This window comes from Adlercreutzia equolifaciens, from assembly GCF_029076695.1.
GTDB classification, from domain to species: Bacteria; Actinomycetota; Coriobacteriia; order Coriobacteriales; family Eggerthellaceae; genus Adlercreutzia; species Adlercreutzia equolifaciens_A.
In genome coordinates, this window is sequence record NZ_JARFIK010000001.1 from 987,562 (window position 1) to 1,011,975 (window position 24,414).

A 24,414-nucleotide genomic window follows, 5' to 3' on the forward strand; every position below is an offset into this window, starting at 1 on the left:
ACGTTTTTGTGAGCCGGCGGTGCAGCCGGCGTCGTGGTGCTTACCGAAAAGGTTACACCAGAAGGGCGGCTTGGGAGCGGTGAATCTGGCTGGGTGGGACGCTCGTCCTTTTGTCAGATAACGGCGAACGAGCCAGGAAGAAACGACTGGTAAACCCTGCACTAAGCGGACGCCAAACGGGGCGTTCTTCTTCCTACCATAGGAAGGTAAACCCTCGGGCTCGACCTGCGAGTCCGTCCCTCTCTCCAAGGTGGCGATCTCTTGAGTACACCTAAAAGCACCGTGCAGGCCGCGAGTGCGAAACTCGCTCAATCTGCGAGGTCTTCGGCCCCTGCCGCCGCCGCGCCTGCGTCACGCCCCCGTTCCACTGCCATCCCGGCTATCCCCACGGGCCGAGCCATGTGGATCATGATGATCATGATGCTGGCCAGCAATCTGCTCGCGTCTTTCAATCAGTCGCTGATGAACATCGCGCTCGATCAGGTGGCCACCGATTTTCATGTCAGCCTTTCCGTGGCCAACTGGATGGTGCTCGGCTTCACCGTGGTGGCCGCCACGGTCATTACCATGGCGGCTTCGCTTCTGAAGCGCCTTGGTGTTCGCAAGGTAATGATGTTCGGCTACGCTGCGTCGCTCATCGGTTCGCTGTTGGGCTTCTTCGCGGTGAATTTCCCCATGATGCTGGTGGCTCGCTTGGTGCAGGCGCTCACCGTGGGACTGTTCTTCCCCGTGGTGACCAGCGTTATTTTGACTATCTCGCCCGCGAACAAGAAGGGCACGATGCTGGCCATCAACAGCGGCATCATTGGCGTGGGGCTGGCTTTCGCCCCGATGCTGGCGGGCCTGATGCTGACGTACTTCGGGCTGAAGTCGCTGTTCCTTATCCCAGCGGTTCTGTCGGTGGCTCTCCTGGGGCTGGGCTTCTTCTTCCTGCACGACATCTACCCGCGCGAGGACCGCACCATCGACGTTTTGAGCGTGGCCCTCAGCTTCGTTGGCCTGGGCGCGGTCATCTACGGCCTGAATGAGGTGTCCCGCAACCCACTGCCCTCGGCCCTGATCATGGTGGCCGGCGCGGCGGTGGTGGCGTTGTTCGCGTGGCGCCAGTTCCACATCAAGACGCCGCTGCTCAACCTTACTCCCTTCAAGCATCCCCGCTTCGTGTGTGGCGAGGTGCTGATGATGCTGGGCTACATGGGGTCCATCTTTATGAGCCTGCTACTGCCGTTGTACTTGGAGGGCACCGTCGGCTACAGCGCGTTTGTTGCCGGATGCCTGCTGGCACTGCCTATTCTCTGCTACGCTGGCAGCTGCTTCGTGGGTGGTCGCATCGAGGACAAGCACGGCATATGGCCGCTGGTGCCCGCCGGATTCCTGCTGCTCCTGGTTGGCTTCATTGGGGTGGAGTTCACCTCTTCGGCTGTGCTGGTTGTCGCTATGATGGTGTGCGCCGCGATGGCCTATGTCGGGGTTGGCCTGGTCTTCCCAACTCTGAAGGCCGCCGATTTGGAGGTGCTGCCAAAGGAGATCTACGCCCACGGCGCTGCCATCCATTCCACCTTGGTGCAGATAGCCGGCTCCATCGGCTCGGCGCTGTTCGTGGGCGTCATGTCCGCCGACGTCGATGGCCTCATGGCCGCTGGCGCCACGAAAGCCCAGGCCTATGCGGCTGGTTTCTCCCACACCCTCTACATTGACCTGGGTATTCTTGCAGTAGCGTTTGTGGTGTCCGTAATCTTCGCTCGCATCATGCGCAAGAAGCGCACCGGGAAGTAGATCGGGATGGAAAACACCTCCCGATTGGCCATCAAGTGAGGTTTTCGCAGTAACGGTGATGGAAAAGGCCGCGTCTTTGACCATGGGCGGTCAATTACGACAGCAGTGATGGAAAAGGCTGCCCCGTTGACCAGAGCGTGGTCAATTTCGGCCTGTTTTCCATCCGCGCTTAGAAAACGGGCGGTTTTTGGTCAAATAGCCCGTGGTTTCCATCATTTCGCAGCGACGCCCTGAAAGGCGCCTCAAGTCTCGACGGCGTGACCCGGGGAAACGATAGGCGTCAGAGAGGTCGATGGAAAACGCGCCCTGTTTGACCAGTGAATCGATGAAAAACGCCTCCCGATTGACCAAAAGTTGCCCCTTTTCGCGCCGCAGATGAAAAACACCCTTCAATTGACCAGCGGCCCTTCGGCCGTCTATGCTTTCCGTCATGGGAGCTGGCTTGGCCTTGGGCGCTTAAGACCAGGGCTTGGAGCCAAGAGACACGAGCCAAGATCCGCGTCGTCGCCCTTGACCTTTCCGCTGCGGAAGGGTTTATCCTGCTGCTGGGCAGTTGGAACGTTCCCTTTGCAGCTTGGTGAGTAGGAGGCAGAGCCCATGGTGAAAAAGCAGAAGCCGGCCGTGGCAGGCAAGATTGCTCCAGGTGCGTCGCCTGGGGTGCCGCCGAAGGCGCCTGCTGCCCCCGCGACCCCCACGGCCGCAGCACCCGCGTCGGCCGCTGCGTCGCGCTATTCGGTGTCGCAGCTGGCGAAAGCGGCGGGACTTTCGGTGCGCACGCTGCGCTACTACGACGAGATCGGTCTGCTGGTGCCTCAGCGTGCCGCCAACGGCTACCGCAGCTACGGCCCCGAAGAGGTGCATCGCTTGCAGCACATCCTGCTGCTGCGCTCTTGCGGGCTTCCCTTGGCTGACATTGCCGAAGCTCTGGCGACGCCTACCTTCGACCTGGAGTCTCACCTGCGCGGTCACTTGCTGGCGTTGCGTCGCCAAGCCACCGAGCTTGCCCAAACCATCCAAGTAACCCAACAAGCCTTAAACGGACTGGAGGAATTCAAAAACATGAACGACGAGCAGCGCTTTGAGAAACTGAAGCAAGAAGCGGTCGAGCGCTTCGAAGAAGAATACGGCGAAGAATCGCGGGCTCTCTACGGCGATGAGGTCATCGACGAGGCCAACGAGCGCATGCGTTCCATGAGCAAGCTGGCCTGGAATGCCAAGGAGGAGCTGGAGCAGCGCATCAAGGAAGTCCTGGTAGCAGCTATGGCGACGGGCGATCCCGCGTCGCCGGAGGCCCGCATGTGCGCCGAGATGCACGCCCAGTGGATTCGCGTTCACTGGGGCGAAGGCGCCTACACGCCCGAGGCGCACCGTGCCCTGGCCGACGGCTACCTGGCTGATCCGCGCTTCATTGCCTACTACGACGATGCCTGCGGCAAAGGCGCCACGCAGTTCCTGCGCGACATCATCCATGCCAACGTGCGCTAGCGACGAGGGCAGCGGCAGGGGGCGCTGGGTTCTTCTCGGCGCTCTCTGTCGCATCTTCAGGGATGGACGCCATGGGCGTGGACGGCCGTGGGCGTCGAACGTCGGACGTTGGGAGTGCCGAGCAGGCGGTCTCGACGTCTCAGCTGCTTTTTCGCGAGCAAAAGCCCACGCTGCCTACAAGCAAGAGTGGCAATTTGCGCTAGAATGAGACCCCGTTGGCGAGGTGGTCGGAAAAGCGGAAGTGGGGTTTGCAGTATGCCGCATGTGTGTCAGAGAGCGCTGATAGTGGTTGGCATGAGTGCGGCGTGGCTTCCCGCCATGGAGCGTCTTTTGTACCCCATTTCTTTCAGCTCGGCTGACAAAAACGACCCCTCGGTTTATCTGCTCAACGTCGTTTTCTTCATCGCCGTCATAGCTATTTCGCTTGCTCTTGCCATTGCCGCTTGTCGGTCGGGAAGGAAGCGCCTGAGCGTGAAGGCAGAACGGCGGATCGTGCTGGTGACGGGCTTGGGCGCTGCTCTGGGCGTTCTCGCGGCTTGGGCTTTGGACATCTCGACTGTGCCGGGAGTGGTGCTGGCAGGGGTGGGCATGATCCTTGTCGCCTTTTTTGTACCCGTGCATTTTGCGTTCTGGAGCTCGTGTTTTGCGGCAGAGCAAAACAAGTGTGTTCTAGTCGATGCCATGCTCTCCTTTGCGCTCACCGCAGCTTATTTCGTTGTCTATGGCGCACTTGATTTGCGGGTTGTCAGCTTGGCTGCGGTGCTGCCCGTTGTGTCTGCCGTTTTAAGCGTTGTGTATGCTCCAATGCGCACACCGGAGCCGCGCTCGGCGTTTCCGGTGCTTGCCCTCCGGAAATCGAGTATGTTCGTCGCCTGCTTGGTTTTGCTGGTGCTCTGCAATGTGGCGATAGCCTACTTCAACAACAGTGCAAAGCTTCATGCCGACATACCCTATCGCTGGGTGGGCTTTTGCGGTGATATCGTCATAGCCATCATCATCGCAGCCCTGTATTATCCAGCTCGAAGGAAGCATCGACCTACCATGGGCGCCTTCTCGGTCGTGGCGGTGTGCTTCGTTGCTGCCCTGCTGCTCGCTGTTCTGGTTTCGACTGAGGTACTACAAGCGGGCACTATTCCTCTTCATTGCGCCAATGCGGTGCTGAACACCTTTACGTGGCTTTTGATTGTGCGCAGCGCTCACAGGCAAAAGCAGGATGTGGTATCGGCGATTTTATTCTTCCTCGTGGCCGTAATCCTCGTGCCTCGTTTTATTCAGGCCGTTGTTATGTATGGGCCAAACTATCTCACGATGCTTTCGCAATCCATGGATCGTGTCGTCGTTGTTGCGCTCATCGCCGTTCTGGCGGTTGGATTGATTCTTGGAGCTATAGTGAGGGTCTTCACGACGAAGATGGATGCCGGCTCGGGGCAGCAAGGTGGGCAGGTTGAAGCGGGAGACTTTGCCGACGCGCCGTCGCTGCAGGACCTCACGGATGAGCAGCTTGACGAAGCACGCCGGGCTGCTCATTTCGAAAACGTCTTGGCGCAGTTGCAGGAGACGGCCGCGCTTTCTGATCGTGAAATGGATGTCGCTCGCTTAACGCTCAAAAACTACAGCGCCAAGAAGATGGCCGACACTCTTTTCGTTTCCGTTAATACTATCTATTCCCATCTGAAATCTATCTATCGCAAGACAGACGTGCACTCACGCGAGGAATTTATCGCCCTTGTCGATCGCAAGTTTCCGAAGCTATAGCTTGGTCAATGATCCGCTCTTCCTAAAGGCAAGGTAGCTCAATTCACCTGGTGTTTCTTGATTTCACCAATTTTTGGTGAAAATCTCGTCGTGCTTTCAAATCCAGATTATTGGTGATGACGAACTCCTTTCATTCCCTGATCCTTAAGCCATCGACGGCGACTGCGCTTCGAGATGCAGGGGAGTGGAAAAGGAGGGTGCTCATGGACGAGCCGATGAGCGAGGAAGTGGCGTGCTTCATGCCACGCTACGACGCCGAGGGCAACATTATCCCGCTTGATGATGACGTAGCGTTGCAGGATAGCTTTGGCAAACGAGCCGCTCGACAGGTGAACGCTGATATCGAAGAAGAGCGAACGAGATCATCGCTGGAGTTGCAGGGCGGTGCGCCAGGGGATGAGACGCGCGAAGAGCAGCCCGAGCAGGCGCCGCATTTGGCTGACTATCGCGAGAAGTTAGCTTCCATGAGTTTTGATGAGCGTGTTCTTGCCACCTATGAGTGTTTGAATCGACGGAGTTCCTTCCGGAACATTCTTTACGGCTTGCTCGAGTTTTGTTCAGAAGAGAAAACTTATGAGGAAATCGAGCCGTTCTGCGCGTCGTTCAGCGAGTTCAAAGTCAATCGCCAGGAGCCTCGCCGCTATGTTTTCATGCTGCTGCGTACAGGTGCTCTGGAGGAAATTGAGCTTGACGAGGACGGCCACCCTCTCACTGATGAAGCGAAAGAGCAGGCCATTGCGGAAGGGCTCGATCCCGAAGATGTGGACACGCTCGTGTACGACTGGCGCGTGGTGACGACCGACGTGGGGCATAAGGCCCATGAGGGTTTTAGCCCGGCGGTGCGTTTGGCTAATCTGCTTGCCTCGTTCCCCGAGCGCGAGGAGGCGTTCATCCAGATTATGGAGTTCCTCCGCGAACCGCGCAGTATGGGGGCAATCGACGACACGTTCAAGGGCAAAAGTCTGCTCGGTGTTGATGAGGCGACGAAGCTGAATCGTCAGCCCAGCTCATACCTGCACAAGCTTGATGGAGCCGGGGCGATTGAGTGGAGTGACGGCGCATGGCGGCTGACGAAGACCGGAGAGGATTTCCTGGCGCAACAGGCCTCCGCATCTATCTAATCTTTACGGGCGCAGAGCCCAACTACCCCATTTTCAAAAGCTCCTTAAACTTGCCTGGAGAGAGAGGTGAGGCACGTAAGGAGAGGGGAGCTGCGAGCCTGAGGCAACGAAGCAGGCTCGGCCATAACGGTAATAACGAATTGTAATGAGAAGGAGGAGACATGGCACTAGCCACTATGACGCGCCGCAGCTTTACGAAGCTTGCAGCTCTTGCGGGAGCTGCGACTACGGTGGGCGTGGCGGCGCATAATGTGGTGCCCACCGACAAGGCCTATGCCGAAGAGGATGAGGTGCGCGAGCAACGCACCAGTTGCTATTCGTGCCCCCGCGGCTGCGCGGTTATCGCGACTATTCGCAACGGCGTCGTTGAACGCCTGCGCGGCTGCGATGAGGACTTGGCTACGCGCGGCTCCATGTGCGCAAAAGGCTTGAGCGCCGTTCAGGCCTTGTACCATCCGAATCGAACTAAGTATCCCATGAAACGCGTGGGAGAGCGTGGAGTGGATAACACCTGGGAGCGCATCTCCTGGGACGAAGCTATGGAAATGGCTGCTGACGCCATGCACGACATGGCAGAAAAGACGGGACGTAACGGTCTGCTCACCACATGCGGTGGTGGCGGCGTGCCGAAGTTCGCCGAGGCTTTGGGCTTGATGTACTACTGGGGCGGCGGCAATTCCTTCGAGCCGGGCGCGGCCCAGTGCAGTATGCCGCGTACGTTTGTGCAGCAATCGATGCTCGGCCCCTTCCGTGCTGCCGGCATTGGCGACTATCAGGGCACCGAAATGTGCAACCCCAACAACCCGTGCCCCTGCGGCGTTATTTGGGGCTCTGGCCCGGCATCGCATTGCCCGACCCAGCTTGGCCGCTATTTTATCCGTATGCACGATCTGGGAAGCAAGGTCATTGTGGTCGACCCGCGCTTTTCCGCCGATGCTGCTCGCGCTGACGTGTGGCTTCCTGTGCGTGCCGGTACCGACGTGTTCATGATGAACACTTGGATCAAATGGCTGATCGACAACGATAAGTACGACAAGGATTTCGTCTTGCGTTGGTCGAACGGCCCGTTTTTGGTGAATCCCAACGACAATAATCTCACCTTGCTGCGCGCCAGCGACGTGGAGGGTGTGGAAACGCCCAACGGCGAGACCTATGTGTATTTCGACGAGAAGACCCAGAAGGTAACGCGTACTTTCCCGTTGAGCCCCGAGAATGAGGCCGATTACAACCCGGCTCTTGAGGGATACTATGACGTCAAGCTCAAGGACGGAACGACCGTTAACTGTAAAACGGCTTTTACGGCCTTGCGTGAATTCGTCGAGGAATTCACGCCGGAACGAGCGGCTGAAGTATGCCATTCCCCGCAGGATAAAATCCTGGAGGCGCTGGAGCTGTTCGGCAATGCTGGCGAGGGCCGCTCTCTGGGCGGCGGTGTAACGCTCGATCAGTATTACAATTCGGCCGAAGCGTCGATGGCCATCGCCATCCTCAACATTTTGGTGGGTTCATCTTGGAAGCCCGGCTCGGCGTGCTCTAAGAACCCACAGTACGATAGCGAGAAGGCCCGTTACACCTTCGGTCAGGAAAAGGGCTGCTATTCGAAGATGGGCAACTGGCAGCGCGGTCGCTTCAATCCCAACGTCGATTTGGACGGAAATCCCCATCGCTATGAGTTCGATGCCCAGGGCAATCCTCGCCCCTTGGCAGAGGACGGTTTACCCGAACCCTTCATTTATTACGATGCTCAGGCGGCCCATGAACGCATCGGCTACGTCGAGCATAAGGGCCTCGGCTATTGGGGTCAGTGCCTCAACGGCGAGGTGAGCGATGCGATGGCGACAGGCGACCCGTATCCGGTAAAGATTTGGATGGAGGTCTCCGGCAACAAACTGGCCATGACCGGTGGTGCTGCAGGCTGGATCGAGGGTGCCAAGAATCTGGATTTCTGCATGCACTGCTATATGTATCCCACGGCGTTTACCTTTGAGATGGCCGATATCATCGTGCCCACCTGCGAGTGGCTCGAGCAGTCCTACAACGTGTCGAAAGAGCATGTCAACATGCACGGCTATGCCATCGCATGCACGCGCCTGTTCGAGCACGTCGACTATCGCTTCATTTACGGCACGATGTGGAAGAAGCTGGCTGACAAGTACCAGGATGAGCGTGCTTACCATCTCATTTACGATGACGACGAATACTACACTATCGAGCAGCTTGACCAACATCTTGATGATATTTCCTGGACCGACAATCAAACGGGCAGAAAGCTCTCTTGGGAGGAAACGGCAGAACTGGGCTTCTGGGGCGAGTGCACCGAGCAAGAGGCGTGGGATTCCAACAAGAAGAACTACTACAAGAACGAAACGGTGGATGAGGACGGCCTGTATTACGGCTTCCAGAAGGACAACGACGGCTCGCCCCTCGACTTCCGTGACATCGAGGAGCTACCCCGCAAACAAAACCTGTTCGCCGATGTGTTCGTGTGGATTGGACGCAAAGGAAACGATCCGTGGGGCGATATGCCGCCGGCCTCGGAAGACTACACGCCGTTACCGACCTATCGTGAGCCGCTTGACAGCGACGATCCGGATATTGCAGCGAAGTATCCGCTGTTCCTTTCCCAGGGTCGTCATCCGTACTTCCATCACGGCACCTTGCGCAATGCCCCGTTCTTGCGTGAGGTGTATCCGGCGCCCGAAGTATGGATCGATCCGGAAGCAGCTGCGGAGCGCGGCATCGAAACGGGTGACTGGGTCAATATCAAGTCGCAGCGCTGCGAAGAGTATCCAGATCTCATCGGCGACGGTATCTACGGCGTTGCATGGGTGACCGACGGCCTGGCACGTAACTGTGTGTACATGGAGCGCTTCTGGAACCCCGAGTTCCTGGAGGACGGGAAAGACGCGCGTAAGAGCTGGACGACTAGTAACATTAACGTCCTAACGCGTCGCAAGGGTCCCTACAACCCCTTAGTTGGCTCCATGACCTATCGCGGCATCGGCGTGGAAATTACGAAGGCTGAAAAACCTGAAGGCGTCTGGTACGACCCCGAGGACTTCGAGCCCTGGATGCCGCAGCCGAGCGAGAATACGGGAGGAGGCTACGTGCGATGAGCCATTATTGCCTAGTTGTAGATTTGGATTACTGCCTGAATTGCAAGGGATGCGAGATTGGGTGCAAAATCGAGAACGATCTGCCTTTGGGAGAGCGCTGGAACCGCGTGCTGACCTGCGGACCTTATGGCGAGTATCCCAATCTGTCCCAGTACTACCTACCGATCCAGTGCCAGCAGTGCGAAGACGCCCCCTGCGTGCACGTGTGCCCCACGGGTGCTTCCTACCGCGATCCCGACACGGACATCGTGCTCGTGGACAAGGAGAAGTGCATCGGCTGCAAGTACTGCATGATGGCCTGCCCCTACGGCGTGCGTTCGTGGAACAAGGCGGAGAAAGTGGTGGAGAAATGCACGTTATGCCCTCAGCGTACTAGTGTGGGAGAGCTGCCGTTCTGCGTCTCGATCTGTGCCTCCGGTTGCCGATTCTACGGCGATCTGGATGATCCGAACTCCGACGCTTCGAAAGCTATTGCCGCTAAGCCAGATGCCGTCCACAAGATGGCCGACAAGGGTAATAAGCCTACAGCGGTGTATCTTCTTTCTGCGCGTAACGGCGATTGGTATCCCGAGGCAGATAACTGGCATGACACCAATCTCAGTAAACAGGAATGGTAGGTGATGTCGTGAGTATTCAATGGTCCCTCGTTCTTTTCACCTGGCTTACTGGTGCTGGTGGCTGTCTGTTTGCGTTTATCGGTTTCAATGAGCTGGTGCATTGGTCGAAGAAAGACACCTTTGCTGCAGGTCTCATCTCGTTGGTTTTGGTGGTAGTGGGTGGCTTGGCCTCCGTGACGCACCTGGCCCATCCCGATCGCATGCTCAACGCTCTGGCTCATCCTACAAGCGGTATCTTCATTGAGGCAGTGTTGGTGGGTATTGCTGCTGCATGTTTCATTGTGTACCTGATATGCGCTCGCCGGCAGCTGGAGGCAGCCGCGAAGGTGCTTGGCGTGCTGGGAGGCATTGTCGGTCTGGCGCTCTCGTTTATGGCCGGTCATTCTTACATTATGGAGGCGCAGGAGGCATGGGCAACGATCATGCTGCCGGTGGGCTATCTCACCACAGCTCTGGCGACGGGTGCTGGTCTCTGGTGGGCGCTTCTTGCCCCTGATGCCGAAAACGGCGCGTCTCAGGCGGCGGTATGCGGACTGGTTGCCGCAGTGTTGGCTTTGGTTTGCGTGTTCGCCTATGCCATGATTGTCGGAGGGTCTGCATTGGGCAGCGTCACGATGGTGGTTGCGCTTATCTGCGAAGTGGCGGCCCTTGCTCTGGCAATCCTCGGGCGCGTCAAATCGGTCGGTGGATTTGCCTGGGCTTTCGTGGTGGCGACCGCCATAGCTGCTCTCCTGTTCCGCGCATTCATGTGGACGGTGGGTGGAAGCTCGATGATGTTCTTCTAGCATTTCCCGAAAGACGGCGAAGCGGGGTGCTTGCTTACCCCTCCCGACAGCGTCCCGCTTCGTTCCGTCATGGCGCTCGTCCGATTGTCGGCCGTGCGCTGTTTTGGGCGCATCGGGAAAAGTCGTGGCACCTCGGCGCGGCTCTGTTTGAGATTAAGGAGGCAGACGATGGACCAGTCCGTCGCTCTACAAGAATTTGAGCAGATCAACAATCTGCGTGCTCAGGTCTATCGCATGTTGGGCTCCCTCTACTTCACTGAGCTCTCCATGGATCAGATACGGAGTCTCTCTGAACAAGACTATCGCGTCTTCGCCGACCTGGATCCCGAGCTGGCTCAAGGTGCGCAGGAGATGGAACGAGCGTTGCGTCATCCGCACTCGGGGCTGCGAGAGGATTTGGCGGTTGACTACGCCCATATTTTTCTCGCTGCCGGCTCCACAAAAGACGAGGAGCGCGGTGTGCCCTACGAAAGCGTTTACACCAGCGAGGAACGCCTGCTGATGGGGCCGGCGCGTCAGGCCGTATATCGCGTCATGCTTAAAGAAGGCGTTCTGCCCGACGAGTCGCTCCACGTGCCAGAGGATCATCTGTCCTTCGAGTGCGAGTTCATGGCCCATATGGCGGCCAAGAGCGTCGACGCGCTGAAGGCTGACGATGTTGCCGAGGCGCGGCGCTGCGTGGAGGTGCAGCAGAATTTCCGCACCGAGCATCTCGCTAATTGGATCGGGGATCTGTGCGCTGCCGTGGTCAAGTCCGGAAGAACGCGCTTCTATCGGGGGGTAGCGCTGGTGACTAAGGCCTTCGTTCGTATCGACGAGGAACTTCTTGGAGAGTGCGCGGCTGTGCTCGACGGGGGGCAAGGCAGCCAGGGCGATACCGAGTAGCAAGGAGCGGCAAAATGGGCGTGAATATAACGCGCCGCGACTGGTGCATCGGCGCAGGGGCGCTGGCCGGATGTTTTGTCTTAGGAGGGGTGGGCGTCGCCTTCGCCTCCGAAGAGGACTTCCTGCGTCCTCCGGGCGGTCAGGATGAGGGTCGACTTTCGGCATTGTGCATGAAGTGCGACCGCTGCCGAACTGTTTGTCCTCAATCTATTATCGTACCCGTTTCGGTGGAGGAGAGCGTGCGGGGGGCTCGTACGCCGAAGCTCGATTTTCATCGAGGGTTCTGCGACTTCTGCGGCCTCTGTCAGGAGGTATGCCCCACGCAGGCGCTGGCACCTCGGTTTGACCCTGCAGATCAGGCGTTGGGCATCGCTGTGCTCGATGCGACGATATGTCTCGCTTATGTCAATGTCTGCGAGAAGTGCAAGGAGGCGTGCCCTTACGACGCACTTGAGTTCGATGAACTCGATCGCCCTTCGGTGGTGGCGGAGCGCTGCAATGGCTGCGGCCGATGCGTCGACGCGTGTCATGTAAATGTAGCAGGTTCTTTTACAGGTCACGAAAGAGCATTGGAAGTGCGCACGGTGGCAGCGAGTTCAGAAGAGGGATTGAGATGACGACACCTCGCCATACTCCAAGGAAGAAGATTTCACGAGCGCGCTGCATAGTCTGTCTGGGTGTGCTCCTGATAGTGATACTGGGGTTCGCTCTCATACCCGGCCTGGGGTCGCTGTGCGCGGCAGGGGTAGGGGCCGTAGCGGCTTTCTGCCCCTTGGGCGCTTTGGAGACGCTGGCAGCAGAGAAGCTCATGGCTCCCCCGGTATTGCTGATGTTGGCGTGCATGGTGCTTGTAATAGCGCTGGTGGGTCGTCTCTTTTGTTCATGGATATGTCCAGTACCTCCCCTTTCCCGCTTTTTTCATCCCAAGGAAAAACGAGGGGGCTCGGCGGACTCCGAGTCGCGAGATGCTCCTCGCGACTCCGCATTGCCTGAGTCGGTTGAATTTGCGAACGACGCATCTCCCATTGCGGCCATGGCGCCCCTTAGCGCGGAAGAGAAGCAATGGCTTGCAGCTTCCTGTCGTGGCTCGTCGCGTCCCCTCAAACCGGTGGGAGGTGCTCGTGACGGTGTGCAGATCGACTCCCGCCATTTTGTGCTTGCGGGGGCCGTGGCCTCGTCGGCTGTGTTCGGGTTTCCGATTTTTTGCCTGGTCTGTCCTATTGGCTTAGTATTCGGGACTTTGGTGGCACTTTGGATTGCCTTCGTCGATCACAACCCTACTTGGATGCTGCTTGTGTTTCCTCTTGTGCTGGTTCTGGAGCTTGTGGTGTTTCGGAAATGGTGCCATGTGCTGTGCCCCCTAGGGGCTCTGATGTCGCTTGTGGGCGCTAAGGCTCCTCTCGGCAAGCCGCGCGTGGCAACAGAAAAGTGCCTGAGAAGTAAAGGCATTGATTGCCAGGTGTGCACGCACGTATGCCCGGAGGCTCTCGATCCCCATGGGAAAGCGCTCTCGGAGTGTACGCGCTGCGGTTTGTGCGCGGAGCACTGTCCCGGAGAGGCGATATCTTTGGCACCCTGGGCTAGGGCAAGAAGCAAGAGGGCAGCCTGCGAGCGAAGCGGTAAAAGGGTTCCGAGCATCAGCGGCGGAAACCTCTGCGACGATGGCGAGGTAAAATATGACTGCAAGTAAAATACGATTCTCGCTGCCCGATTTCGCTGATAGCTTTCATCTGAACCTGCTCATTGCTCAGATCGCCCGACAAAATCCTGTACTTCTGGCAGATCATGTCGTCATTGACAGCGTCTATGGATGCTTCCCGAACTGCGTACTGAACGGAGGGCGCGCTTTTGTCCGTGAGCCCTATTCGTCAGAGGACATGGAAGCGGTTTTTCGTGCGTTTGCCGACTTGGGCGTGAAGTTACGGCTCACGTTCACGAACATGCTAGTTCGAGAGGAGGACTTGGAGGATCCTTATGCTAACGAAATGCTCGCTCTGGCGCAGCGCTATGGCGCTGAGGCCATCGTATACGCTGACTTCGTTGGCGAATATGTGAGCAAGAACTATGGGCTTCCTTGCGTGCTCTCTACTACGCGCGAGATCGATACTGCCGAAGAGTTCAATCGAATGGCGAAGCGTTACGACCAGGTGGTGCTGAACTACAACTTCCACAAGGATCGCGCTTTTATCGGGGGCATTGAAGATGTGTCGAAAGCGGAGGTTATGGTTAACGAGTATTGCTCTCACGGCTGCCCTCGCCGGCGCGAACATTACCTCCATAACAGCGCTGATCAGGTAAACGGAGCTCTCACTCCCTACGATTGCTATGCTGATAAGCTCAAAGTCTTCATGCGCCATGAGCCTGGGGACCCGGTGTTCTTTACCGATGACGAGGTGATGGCCCTATGGCGCGAGACGGGCATTGAGAATTACAAGATTGTGGGTCGGGGCATTCCCTTCGAGGTCGTGCTCGAGTCGTACGTGTACTATCTGATTAAGCCAGAATATCGCGAAGATGTGCGTGCGGTTGTGCGTGGGGCAATCCAAGGGCATTAACTTGTTGCTGGTGTTCGTTTGTGCTCTGGGTTGGCGTAAACGAGTGCTGACGTGTGCGGTACAATACCCCCTATGACCGCCGAGAAGCTGGACATATTCGACTACGAACCGGCGTGCGAACACTCATCCGAGGCCGCGCGTCGCCATTATTGGGCCGTGGCCATCGGGTTGCAGCAGGTGGACGGCCTGGAGGTTTCTCCCTATCTGCGCAAAGTGGCGAGGGAGTACGTGGCGGGGAAGCGTGACCTGGCTGCAACCGGCGAGCTGGTGCGTGCCTATCATGGGGCAGGAGCGGGAGCGAAATCGGGCCCCCAGGCTGTCTCGCCCAGCGCCAAAGACGGCGACGGCGCATCGCGTGAGGCCGACTTGGTAGCCCAGCGCATTGCCGAGTTGCTGGCAAGTGCGCCTTTTGCTCTTGCGCCCGAGATGCTGCAGGAAATTCACCGCTATTTGTTTCAAGACCTTGATCCAGCTGTCTACCAGCCGGGTCGGTTCAAGACCGAGCGCATGGTGAAGCAGGAGGATATTCTCAACGGCGACAGCGTGCTGTACGCCGATCCCCTTGCTTACGATATGGCCCTCCGCGGTGCCTTCGCGGCCGAGCAAGCGAAATCCTACCGCGCCCTCGAGGGAGACGAGCTAGCGGAGTTCTGCCACTTCATTGCGTTTATCTGGCAGGTGCATCCTTTTGCTGAAGGAAACACGTGCGCGGTGGCGGTGCTCTCGGAGCTTTATCTGAACCAGCTGGGCTTCACGGTGGCCAACGAGCCGTTCGAGAAGCACGCCCGTTACTATCGCGATGCGCTAGTGCGCGCCATGTACCGCAACGCTGACGCGGGAATTTTCCCTGAGGAATCGTTCCTTGTGGCGTTCTACGAGAACGTGCTGGGGCGCGCTGAAAACAACCTGGACCGAGAGCGGCTTATCTGCACGGCGTTGTTCGAGAACCCTGCGCTCATTCGCAACGTCGATCCTGTGGAGGCGCTCGACAAGCGTAATCTTGTTTAGAGTTGTGCCGCGGGGATGCTGGTTGTGGCAGAGGTTGTTAATGGGGCGTAGCGCAAGTGCCGAGTAAAGCGCTACGTTGCCGCCTTCGACAGAGGGTCGGCGAAGGAAAGGGCTGGAATGCAATCTGTATATCAAATTGAACGTTTGAATGTGCCGCTGCGGGACCTTCCCGAAGAGGCGGCGGCGCTGCTTGTCCTGTGGGAGGCCTCGGTGCGGGCGACCCATGATTTCCTGACCGAGGCCGATATTCAGCGCATTGCCGCCTACGTGCCCGATGCGCTTTGCGGCGCGGAAACCATGCTTGTGGCGCGCGATGGCCAAGGGTCTCCTGTTGGCTTCTGCGGCATTACGGGTGACGAAGTGGAAATGCTATTCATCCATCCGGACGCGCGCGGCCAGGGGGTGGGATCGCGTCTCCTTCGCGTTGCCGTCGAGGAACACGGCGCAACGCGGCTCGACGTCAACGAGCAGAACGCCCAAGCACGCGGTTTCTATGAGCATGAGGGTTTCCAGGTGATCGGCCGCTCCGAGACTGACGGCATGGGCGATCCGTTCCCCATCCTGCACATGCGCTTGAAGGCTTGCGGCGAAGTGGACCCTATCGAGCGCATCGCCGAGTACCCCGAGCTGATACCCCAGGCAGCGGCCTGGTTTGCCAGTAAATGGGAGGTGCCGGAAGAGTCCTATGCAGAGAGCATGGCGGAAAGCGTGCGGAACCCTAATACCGTGCCGCAATGGTTTGTGGTGCGCGACGGCGGGGTGCCGGGCGCGCCGGTGATAGCGGGTTGCGGCATCATTGAGAACGACTTTCACGATCGGCCTGATTTGGCGCCGAACCTCTGCGCGCTCTACGTGGAGGAGTCCTATCGCGGCTGCCATCTGGCGCGACGCCTGCTGGATGCGGCGCGCGCTGAGGCGGGGCGTCTGGGGCGGTCGCGGCTCTACCTCATCACCGACCACGATCGCTTTTACGAGAAGTGCGGCTGGGACTTCATCGGCTTTGCCCACGAGGACGAAGGTGGCGAGGTGCGTCTCTATGGGGTGGATGCTATAAACGACACGGCAAAATTTGAAGCCGTATAGCCGAAATCACGAGATTTGCCCCGTGCCTCATTTGAGGTACAATGCCCTTGCAATGTTTCGGCGGAGCCTTTGGCAAGCGACGCCTCGAGAAAGGTGCAGTGCGTTGAAGATGTAGCAATGCCCTGAAGGGCACCCTCATTCTGACCGATCATCCCTGGTCGCGCTGGGTGCTGCATTGCTGCGTTCTCTGGTTCGCCGATGGTACCGCTCTCGTCCTGATGGACAAGCTTCCTCGTATGCCTGCGAAGGGCGCTTTTCCCGCTGCCGTTAACGGTGAACTCTACCTTTGCCCGTGCCCGCGCGGCCTCCTGCGAAGGAGGACTGCCATGCAACTGAATCTTACCAACATCACCTATACCTATCCCGGCGCATCGAACCCCGCCGTAGGGCCGGTGACGGCCACGTTCCCGCAGGGCTGGACCGGCATTGTGGGAGACAACGGCTGCGGCAAAACCACGCTCGCACGGCTGGCCTGCGGCTTGGTGCGCCCCGATGGGGGCGCGGTGGCGCCGAAGCTTTTCTCGGTGTACTGCCAGCAGGACTCTTCGGTAGCGCCTGACGAGCTCGAGGATTTCGCTGCCGATTGGGGGCGCGAGGCGCAAGAGGTGCGGCGCGTGCTGGGCATCGAAGACGAATGGCTCTGGCGCTACGATACGCTTTCCGGCGGCCAGCAGAAGCGCATCCAGATAGGCTGTGCGCTGTGGCGCCGGCCGGATGTCCTGGTCATGGACGAGCCCACCAACGATCTGGATGCGACGACCCGACGTCAGGTGACCGAGGCGTTGGCGTCCTTTTCGGGCATCGGGCTGCTCATCTCCCATGATCGATCGCTGCTGGACGCCCTGGTCTCGCAGTGCCTCCTGTTTGCCGGTGGCCGCTTCACGCTGCGCCCTGGCACCTATAGCCAGGCAGCGGGGCAGGCGGGGCAGGAGCGTAGCACGGCCTTGCGCGAACGGGAGAAAGCTAAGCGTGAGAAGCGGCGTTTGGAGGCGGAGGCGGCGCGGCGTCGCGTGGAGGCCGATCGCGCCCAGGCAAAACGCAGCGCCCGCAAGCTGGACAAGCACGACAGCGATGGGCGTGAGCGGCTCGGACGTGCCATTGTGTCCGGCAAGGACGGCGTGGCCACGAAGCTCTCGGCGTCCATGGCCGGTCGTGTTGCGAAGGCCGACGAGGCTCTGCAGGCCGCAACCGTAGAGAAGCGCTACGCCGGTCGGTTCCGATCCTATGGCGAAGCGGCATCCGCGAAGACGCTGATCCACCAGGAGGCGGGAGCGTTGTCCGCGGGCGACTTCGCGCTCGACGTGCCGGAGTTGTGGATCGGTCCCACCGATCATGTGGTGCTTACCGGCGATAACGGGAACGGTAAAAGCCTGCTGGTGCGCCAGTTGCTCTCGCGTTGTCATGAGGGCGTGAAGACAGCCTATGTACCCCAGGAGGTAAGCGACGCTGTCCGCACGGAAGCGCTGGCCAAGCTGGCACAGCTTGCCCCCGCCGAGCGGGGGCGCGTGTTGGCTATTGTAGGCGGCCTGAACTCCGACCCTGAGCGCCTGGTCGATGGCGCTGACATCAGCCCGGGAGAGCTCAAGAAGCTGCTCTTGGCCGAACAACTGGTCGAGGACCCGAACTTGCTGGTCCTCGACGAGCCGACTAATCACCTGGACATGGGCTCCATCGATGCGCTTGGGGCGTTGCTGGAGGAGTTTCCCGGGGCATTTCTGCTGGTAACCCATGACGAGTCGCTGCAGGATTCCCTCGAGGGCCTCCATTGGCGCATCGAGCGCAAGGGGCCGCGCTGCCGGCTTACGGTGTGAGCGAGCTCTCCCTACCGCTGACCCGAGCGGCGCAGGGAGGAGGCGACGGCGCGGCCCTTGGTGCGCGCCATGCCCATGACGGCCGTGGCGCCGCCGAAGTCCAGCCCGGTGATGATCTTCACCAGCTGCAGGAACAAGATGAGCACCAGCAAGGGCACCAGGCAGGAGGTGACAATCATGACCGCCATGGTGTCGATCATGGTGTTGAGCTGATTGCCCAGGCTGTCCAGGGCCTGCTGGGCCCCTTGGGTCAGATTGTCGATGCCGTCCTGCACGGCGTTGGCAATGCCTCCCAGCAGCCCTGGGTCTTCCTGGGGTTCCTGCTGAGTATTTTCCTGCAGCTGCTCGGTGGCCTCTTGGGCAGCGGCGTTGGAGGCGGCCAGCGATTCCTCGTAGGTGGCATCGATGTTGTTCGTCAGCCACACACTTACGGGTACCACTAGGAACAAAGCCAGCCCGAAGGCGGTCAGCTTGGTGCCCAGTTTTTGCAGGTTGATCTTCACCAGCGTGCCCTGCCGCTGGAAAACTGCTACGGCGAACAGCACGCAGGCCACGGGAATGAGAATGCCGAAGGAGAGGAATCCCAAGGTGGTGAGCAGGAATTTCTCCAGGTAAATGACGGCAAGGATGATCATGAGGTAGGAGCTGAAGTCCACCAGTTTGTCGGCGATGGGGGTGCCGGTGTCGTTGGGCAGCGCCGAGATGGCGGCCGAGGCGGCTGTGGTGGTCGTTGCCAGGCCCATGACGTTCAGCTTCTTCTCGTCCAGGGTGGTGTAAATGCCTTGATAGGTTTCGGGGGAAGAGGCAAGATTCGCCAGGAAAATCAGGGATACCAGGGCGATGGCGGCCAAGATGCCGGCGATGATGGCCTTCTCCTTCAGGGGGCGCTCGACGGGCTCCCACACGGTCAGTTCCCGATCTTCGCGCACCACGCGGTTCTCTTGCACCGTGCGGTTTTCCCGCACTACGCGGTCGTCCCGTACCAGCTGGGTGCTCAAGCGCTCGTTGTCCATGACGCGTCCTTCCGCTCGGGGGTGTCGCGTTTCAGTATAGGGGGAGCGGGGACAGCCGCCGGGGCGGCCGGGCATCCTGTTTCCCAGCGATAACGAAGGCCGCTACTTCCCCAGCCAGCGGTGCGGTACGGGCACAAGCGAGCCCAGGGCGGCGGCCACCAGCAGCACGGGGGCTCCAGCCAGGGGAAACACCAGGAAAAGCAGGACGGCCGTCATAAGGGGCTGTCGCATCACCGCGCCCATGAGCGCGCCTGTGACTGCGCAGAGGGCGAAGACGGGGTCAATGCCCGTCAGGGTGGCCAGACCGTAGCCAAGGGCAATGCCTGCGAAGATAAGCGGGAAGAAGTGGCCGCCGCGCCACCCCAGGTTGAGGCAGAACTGCGTGACGATGACCTTGGCAAAGCCCGTGGCCAGCAGCATGCCGGCGCTGACAGTGGTCCAGATAAGCGCCAGCTGCTCGGTTTGGGCCTCTCCAGCAAACAGGGCGAAGGGCAGCGCCGTGCCCACGGCGCCAAGAAGCGCTCCGGCCATAACCGCCTTCGCTACAGGACGGTCTCCCAGGCGCGTGGCCAGGGCGCGGGCGGCGGCGCCGGCGGGGAAGTAGAGCCAGCCGGCCGCCGTGCCGACGGCCATGAGCGGAAGCGCCCAGGCAAGCTCGGAGGCGCCGAAGGCAATCTCGGAAAAGCGCGGCAGGCCGCCGCTGGCGCCGAACCAGTGCCCCAGCAGGGCCATGGCGCCCAGGGCGCCCGCTACGGCCAGGACGTACACGGCAATCTTCAGCGGCTTGGCCACGTCCAGACGCACCTCGCTGATGCGGCGCGGGCCGTCCGAGTCGTCGGCGGCACCGACGGCGGGTACCATCAGGCCAAACAACGGCGTTGCGAAAATGGCGGCAATCACTGCGGCGCAGCTGGCCTCAGCCAGCTCGCGCATTTCGGCACCGACGAAGCGCAGACGATCGCCCACCCAGGTGCACAGGCCCGCAATGACGCCGGTCATGCCCGCCTCCGGTCCAATGGAGCCGCCAAACAGCAGCGGCAGCAAGGCTCCGAAAAACGAGGCGCCCATATGGTCGTACTCATAACGGCCCGTCTGCTTCACCGAGGCCATCACAGTGTTCATGTCGGCTGGGTAAGGCCCGAACTTTTTCGCGAAAAGCCCGATGACCACGCCGCCAACGGTGCAGAAGACAAGGGGGTAGAAAACCGCTGGCAGCCCCTGGGCCGCCAGCGCGTTGGGCGCTGCTTCCCAGAGGAGGGCTATGCCGGTGTTCATAAGGAAGAAGAAACCCCAGGCAAAGGCTCCCGCGAAGGCGCCAAAGGCAATGGTGAAAAGCGCGAACAGGACCCTCTTCGCCATGGGTGTCCTTTCAGCGGGGCGGCCAGGGGTGGGTGGCAATAGGGCAATTATACCGAACGCGGCCCGCGGCACGTTTGGCCGGCAGCTGCAAGCGGCCTACGCAGCCGCTCGGCTTACCGTCGAAGGTGACCTACGCGGTTTTCTTGGCTTGTAGGTGATGGCCGACAAGGAGAGCAATGCCCGTCACGGCGCTGGTGAACAGTGCGAAGCCGAGGGCAATTTCGGGGAGGAGGGTTTTGGCGGTGGCGTCGATGATGAGACCGCCCACGAAAGCGCCGGTGGCCTTGCCCATGTCCCCGAAGAAATACACCTCGCCGTTCACCACGCCCCAGTGCTTCTTTGGCGTGGCCTTCGCAGTAAGGGTTTTCACGAAAGGCGAGGACGTGCCCACCGAGATGCCGTAGCCCACGGCGGCTACCAGCAAGGTGGCGAAGGAGGGGGCGATCGCCAAGATGGCGAACCCGATAATCTGCACGGAAAGCAGCGGCCACAAAAGCCAGGTTTTATTGCTGTCGAAGAGCTTCCCTCCGCACAGACGGCAGATAAGCGTCGTGGCGCCGGCGGCAATGAAGAAGGCGGCGCCCATGGCAATGCCGGCGTGCTTGGCGAACACCAGCACGAAGGAGATGCACAGCCCCTTGGGCACGCGTCGCGCAAAGGAAATAGCCAGGTAGGGAGCCACTTGCGGGAACAGGTAAGGGGCGATGAATGCATGCACTCGCTGCTTGAACGAGGGCTTTGCGGAGCTGCTGGTGCGGGAGAGGGCGGCCGCACTTGCCGTTTGCGCTGCGGCGGTGCTGGTCGCGTCGCCATGCTTGGCGGATGCCGCTTTGCGCGCGCCTTCGTCCTCGGCGCCGGCCACGCTCTTGCGGCCGGCCTCGTCTGCCGTTCCCAGCCGCTTCGCCCGGGCCTTCTCACTGCGGTGCAGAATAACCACGGCGGCGATGGCCACTACCATCAAGCCGGCGTAGAACAGATAGAACCCCTGATAGCCGGCGCTATCCAAAAGCCAGGTGGCCACGAGGGCGCCCAACATGGTGCCCAGTGACGTGCCGGCGCCTTTGATGCCCACGCGCCGTCCCAGATGCTTCTTCGAGGCCGAGCCCATGACGGCCACGGTCATGACGTTGGTGGCCAGGGCGAAGCTGGCGCCCTGCAGCACGCGGGCGCCCATGACCACGTAGAAGTTGTCCCACAGCGCGGGAATGGCCACGCCGAGCCCCAAGCCGGCTAGGCTGCCCAGCAGCACCTTGTAGTGAGGAAAATGATCGGTCACCTGACCGCCCACCAGACGCATGACCGTGCTTGCCAAAGTGAAGACCGCCACGAAGGTGCCGCCAATGGTGGCCGAATAGCCGATGCTGTCGTAATAGAGCGGGATGCCGCTGTTGAGGCCCTTCATGTACAGGGCGGTGAAGAACGTGACCGCCACCAACACGATGAGCGACACAGTGGCGCTGCTCAGGGTGCGTTTGCCTTTGTCGCCCATGGGTGCTCCTTGGTTTTGCCGTTGGTGCTACCAGGAGTATGGCACCGAGCGGTCAACAGAATTTTCGCTGATCGCATTCGGTTTGCGAAGCGTTGTCTGTCTGTCAGCCGTTGCGATAAAATAGAAGTCACTCTCGACAGCGCGTCTAGGTTGAGCGCTGTTTGATGCGCAGTTCGGCTCGACCAGGGAGAAAGGGTATGAACGAGATCTTACACTGCTGCGAGCAGATCTTCGACCGCAGCACGCAACCCTTTGGCATTGCCCAAGTTCACTTGGATGCGGCGGGCAATCCTGCCGACGTTACCATCGAGTACTTGAATGCCGCCATGGCCGCCACGGCCGATGCCGCTCCCGCCGATTTGCGCGGTAAGAACGTCTACGAGATTTGGCCCGACGGCGATCGTGCGTGGCTCGAGTTCTACTACCGCGCCGCCTATGACGACGAGGCCGTCGAGTTCGAGACGGTGTCGGTGGAGTACCGCACCTTCCAGCATGTATCCATTTTCCCCATTGTGCGGGGCTATTGCGGCTACGAGGTGCAGGACATCACCTCGTGGATGACCCATACTCACACCGCCCTGGAAAGCGTGTCGGCCGGCATGTTCTTCTACGAGGCGCGCACGCATTTGCTGCTGCTTACCGAGCCGGCTCAAGAGTGCTGCCGCATGGCCTCGGGCTATTTGGATGTGCGCGATTTTGCCGATGCCTTCATCGACGAGGCCACGGCCCAGATGGTCTACGACGGCATCGTGAACTTCAACAGCGAACACGGGCGGATGCTGTGCGAAGGGCAGCTGAAAGATGGGCGTTGGATCCGTTTGAGCATGTCGCCCGGCGAGGCCACGGCGCGCTTCGCCACGGGTTTTCTGGAGGACATCACCTTGCTCAAAGAGGTGGAGGAGAAAAGCGCGCGTCGCTCCGAGATCATCGAGAGCCTCAGCTCGGAGTACTTCGCCCTGTACTTGGTCAACGCCAAGGCCGATACCATCGTCCCTTATCTGCTGCGCAACGATGTGGCGCGATTCTTCGCCAGCCTCATCGGCGATGATCGCTCCTACCGGGCGTGGCTGGAGCACTACTGCGACAACTACATTGCCGAGGCTGATCGCTACAGCGTGCGCACGCGACTGAGTCCCGCATCGGTGCGCGCCTTCCTCGACGAGCACCAGGCAGATTTCTCGCTCAGCTGTCGGCGCTTGTACCAGGGTGAAGAGCAGTACATCGAGCTGCGTCTGCTGCGTCTTTCGGGAACCACCGATGAAGTGGTGCTAGCGGCCCGCAACATCAACGAGGAAGTGAAGGATCAGCTCGATCAGAAGGAAGCGCTCCAGACGGCCCTGACGCTGGCAGAGCATGCCAGCGAGGCCAAGACCACCTTCCTGACCAACATTTCCCACGATTTCCGCACGCCGCTCAACTCCATCCTGGGCTTCTCCCATCGGGCGCTCGACCATGTTGACCAGCAGGATCTGGTGCGCAACAGTCTGGAGAAGATCATCGTCTCGGGCGATCACTTGCTTGAGCTGATCAACGACATTCTGGACGTGAGCCGCATCGAAAGCGGGAGGGTAGTGCTCAAGGAGCAGCCGCTCGACGTGGTGCAGCTTATGGAGGACTTGCAGGGGGTTTTCTCGAGCCAGGCCCTGGAGAAGGATATCGACTTCACCGTCCGCACCGATGACGTGCGCGATGCGCGCGTGCTGGGCGATCAGCTGCGCATCAACCAAATTCTGGTGAACACCATCGGCAACGCTTTGAAGTACACCGATGCCGGCGGTCGCGTGGAGGTGGAGCTGACCGAAGGCGATGTGGCGCCTCACGGAGTAGCTATGTTCCGCGTGGTGGTGCGCGACACGGGCTGCGGCATGTCGCCGGCCTTCGTCGAGCGCATCTTCATGCCTTTCGAGCGCGATGCCGCCAGCCGGGCGCGCACCGAAGAGGGCACGGGCCTGGGCATGACCATTGCGAAGAACCTCATCGATCTGCTGGGCGGCACCGTGAAGGTGACGAGCGAACTGCGGAAGGGAAGCGAGTTCGATATCACCCTGCCGCTGAAGCTGGACAAGGAGTTCCACGAGCGCGCCGCCGACGCCGCGCCGGAAGAGGACGTGCGCTTGCTGCGTTTCGAGGGCTTCCGCGCGTTGGTAGTCGACGACGACGAGCTCTCGCGCGAGATCCTCGGCGCCATTCTGCTGGACCACGGCTTCATTGTGGAAATGGCCGGCGACGGCGACGAGGCGGTGCAGGCCGTGGAGGACACGGCCATCGGCCACTACGACGTGATCATCATGGACATGCGCATGCCGCGCATGACCGGCGACGGCGCTACGCGGGCCATCCGTGCCCTGCCGCGTCCCGACGTGAAGGACCTGCCCATCATTGCCGCCACGGCCGACGCCTTCGAAGAGGGACAGCGCCGCGCCCGCGAGGCCGGCATGACGGCCCATGTGACCAAGCCGCTCGATACGCGCAAGTTGCTGCTCATCCTGCGCGATTGCCTGCGCGGCCGCGGACGCCAGGGAGCGTCTTTAGGCTAGGGGAGGCTCCGCGTCGTTC

19 protein-coding genes are annotated in these 24,414 nt (G+C 60.1%); 15 read left to right on the plus strand and 4 right to left on the minus strand.

Translation table 11 applies throughout. The features are described from left to right. Positions 1-261 precede the first annotated feature (261 nt). The gene (locus PZH32_RS03925; RefSeq protein ID WP_275206334.1) at positions 262-1,776 is read left to right on the plus strand and encodes an MFS transporter; all 1,515 of its coding nucleotides are present in this window, start codon (positions 262-264) and stop codon (positions 1,774-1,776) included. 141 nt (positions 1,777-1,917) lie between these two features. Here the strand turns inward: PZH32_RS03925 and PZH32_RS03930 are convergent, their stop codons facing one another. Continuing rightward, on the minus strand, positions 1,918-2,208 hold the full coding sequence (locus PZH32_RS03930; protein WP_275206335.1) for a hypothetical protein: 291 nt from the start codon (positions 2,206-2,208) through the stop codon (positions 1,918-1,920). Between the two features lie 165 nt (positions 2,209-2,373). On the opposite strand from PZH32_RS03930, the gene PZH32_RS03935 reads away from it, so the two are divergent. The 13 genes from PZH32_RS03935 to PZH32_RS03990 all read left to right on the plus strand — a co-directional run bounded on the left by PZH32_RS03935 (position 2,374) and on the right by PZH32_RS03990 (position 17,997). Next, entirely contained in the window at positions 2,374-3,261 is an 888-nt protein-coding gene (locus tag PZH32_RS03935) for a MerR family transcriptional regulator (protein WP_275206336.1), read from the plus strand. 330 nt (positions 3,262-3,591) lie between these two features. Next, complete coding sequence (locus tag PZH32_RS03940; RefSeq protein WP_275206337.1) at positions 3,592-5,016, plus strand: helix-turn-helix transcriptional regulator; 1,425 nt, start codon at positions 3,592-3,594, stop codon at positions 5,014-5,016. Between the two features lie 203 nt (positions 5,017-5,219). Then, positions 5,220-6,137, plus strand: a complete 918-nt coding sequence (locus PZH32_RS03945) for a hypothetical protein (protein ID WP_275206340.1) — start codon at positions 5,220-5,222, stop codon at positions 6,135-6,137. Between the two features lie 161 nt (positions 6,138-6,298). Beyond that, a complete protein-coding gene (locus PZH32_RS03950) occupies positions 6,299-9,253 on the plus strand; it encodes a molybdopterin-containing oxidoreductase family protein (protein ID WP_275206341.1) in 2,955 nt (984 codons plus the stop codon). Beyond that, on the plus strand, positions 9,250-9,870 hold the full coding sequence (locus PZH32_RS03955) for a 4Fe-4S dicluster domain-containing protein (protein ID WP_275206342.1): 621 nt from the start codon (positions 9,250-9,252) through the stop codon (positions 9,868-9,870). Before PZH32_RS03950 ends, PZH32_RS03955 begins: the two co-directional genes overlap by 4 nt. Positions 9,871-9,878: 8 nt before the next feature. Further along, a complete protein-coding gene (locus tag PZH32_RS03960) occupies positions 9,879-10,655 on the plus strand; it encodes a DmsC/YnfH family molybdoenzyme membrane anchor subunit (RefSeq protein ID WP_275206344.1) in 777 nt (258 codons plus the stop codon). A gap of 168 nt (positions 10,656-10,823) precedes the next feature. Next, positions 10,824-11,540, plus strand: coding sequence for a TorD/DmsD family molecular chaperone (locus PZH32_RS03965; RefSeq protein ID WP_275206345.1), 717 nt, complete (start codon positions 10,824-10,826; stop codon positions 11,538-11,540). Positions 11,541-11,554: 14 nt separating this feature from the next. Then, positions 11,555-12,157: a 4Fe-4S dicluster domain-containing protein gene (locus PZH32_RS03970; protein WP_275206346.1), complete on the plus strand. Its 603-nt coding sequence runs from the start codon at positions 11,555-11,557 to the stop codon at positions 12,155-12,157. Positions 12,158-12,348: 191 nt separating this feature from the next. Further along, positions 12,349-13,230 carry a 4Fe-4S binding protein gene (locus PZH32_RS14230; protein WP_428994012.1) on the plus strand — a complete coding sequence of 294 codons (882 nt, stop codon included), beginning with the start codon at positions 12,349-12,351 and terminating at the stop codon, positions 13,228-13,230. Beyond that, positions 13,217-14,095, plus strand: a complete 879-nt coding sequence (locus tag PZH32_RS03975) for a hypothetical protein (RefSeq protein WP_275206347.1) — start codon at positions 13,217-13,219, stop codon at positions 14,093-14,095. Before PZH32_RS14230 ends, PZH32_RS03975 begins: the two co-directional genes overlap by 14 nt. Before the next feature lie 51 nt (positions 14,096-14,146). Next, complete coding sequence (locus PZH32_RS03980; protein WP_275206349.1) at positions 14,147-15,103, plus strand: Fic family protein; 957 nt, start codon at positions 14,147-14,149, stop codon at positions 15,101-15,103. Positions 15,104-15,220: 117 nt separating this feature from the next. Further along, positions 15,221-16,186 (plus strand): GNAT family N-acetyltransferase, encoded by a 966-nt coding sequence (locus PZH32_RS03985; protein ID WP_275206350.1) that lies wholly within the window; start codon positions 15,221-15,223, stop codon positions 16,184-16,186. A gap of 326 nt (positions 16,187-16,512) precedes the next feature. Continuing rightward, positions 16,513-17,997 carry an ATP-binding cassette domain-containing protein gene (locus PZH32_RS03990; protein ID WP_275206351.1) on the plus strand — a complete coding sequence of 495 codons (1,485 nt, stop codon included), beginning with the start codon at positions 16,513-16,515 and terminating at the stop codon, positions 17,995-17,997. 11 nt (positions 17,998-18,008) lie between these two features. Here the strand turns inward: PZH32_RS03990 and PZH32_RS03995 are convergent, their stop codons facing one another. From PZH32_RS03995 to PZH32_RS04005, 3 genes are all read right to left on the minus strand, one after another. Beyond that, positions 18,009-19,010: a hypothetical protein gene (locus PZH32_RS03995; RefSeq protein ID WP_275206352.1), complete on the minus strand. Its 1,002-nt coding sequence runs from the start codon at positions 19,008-19,010 to the stop codon at positions 18,009-18,011. A 102-nt stretch (positions 19,011-19,112) separates the two neighbouring features. Continuing rightward, positions 19,113-20,369: a chloride channel protein gene (locus PZH32_RS04000; protein ID WP_275206354.1), complete on the minus strand. Its 1,257-nt coding sequence runs from the start codon at positions 20,367-20,369 to the stop codon at positions 19,113-19,115. A 130-nt stretch (positions 20,370-20,499) separates the two neighbouring features. Then, entirely contained in the window at positions 20,500-21,858 is a 1,359-nt protein-coding gene (locus PZH32_RS04005) for an MFS transporter (protein ID WP_275206355.1), read from the minus strand. A gap of 197 nt (positions 21,859-22,055) precedes the next feature. Between PZH32_RS04005 and PZH32_RS04010 the strand changes: the two genes are divergently transcribed. Then, positions 22,056-24,395 (plus strand): ATP-binding response regulator, encoded by a 2,340-nt coding sequence (locus PZH32_RS04010; protein WP_275206357.1) that lies wholly within the window; start codon positions 22,056-22,058, stop codon positions 24,393-24,395. The last annotated feature ends 19 nt before the right edge of the window (positions 24,396-24,414 follow it).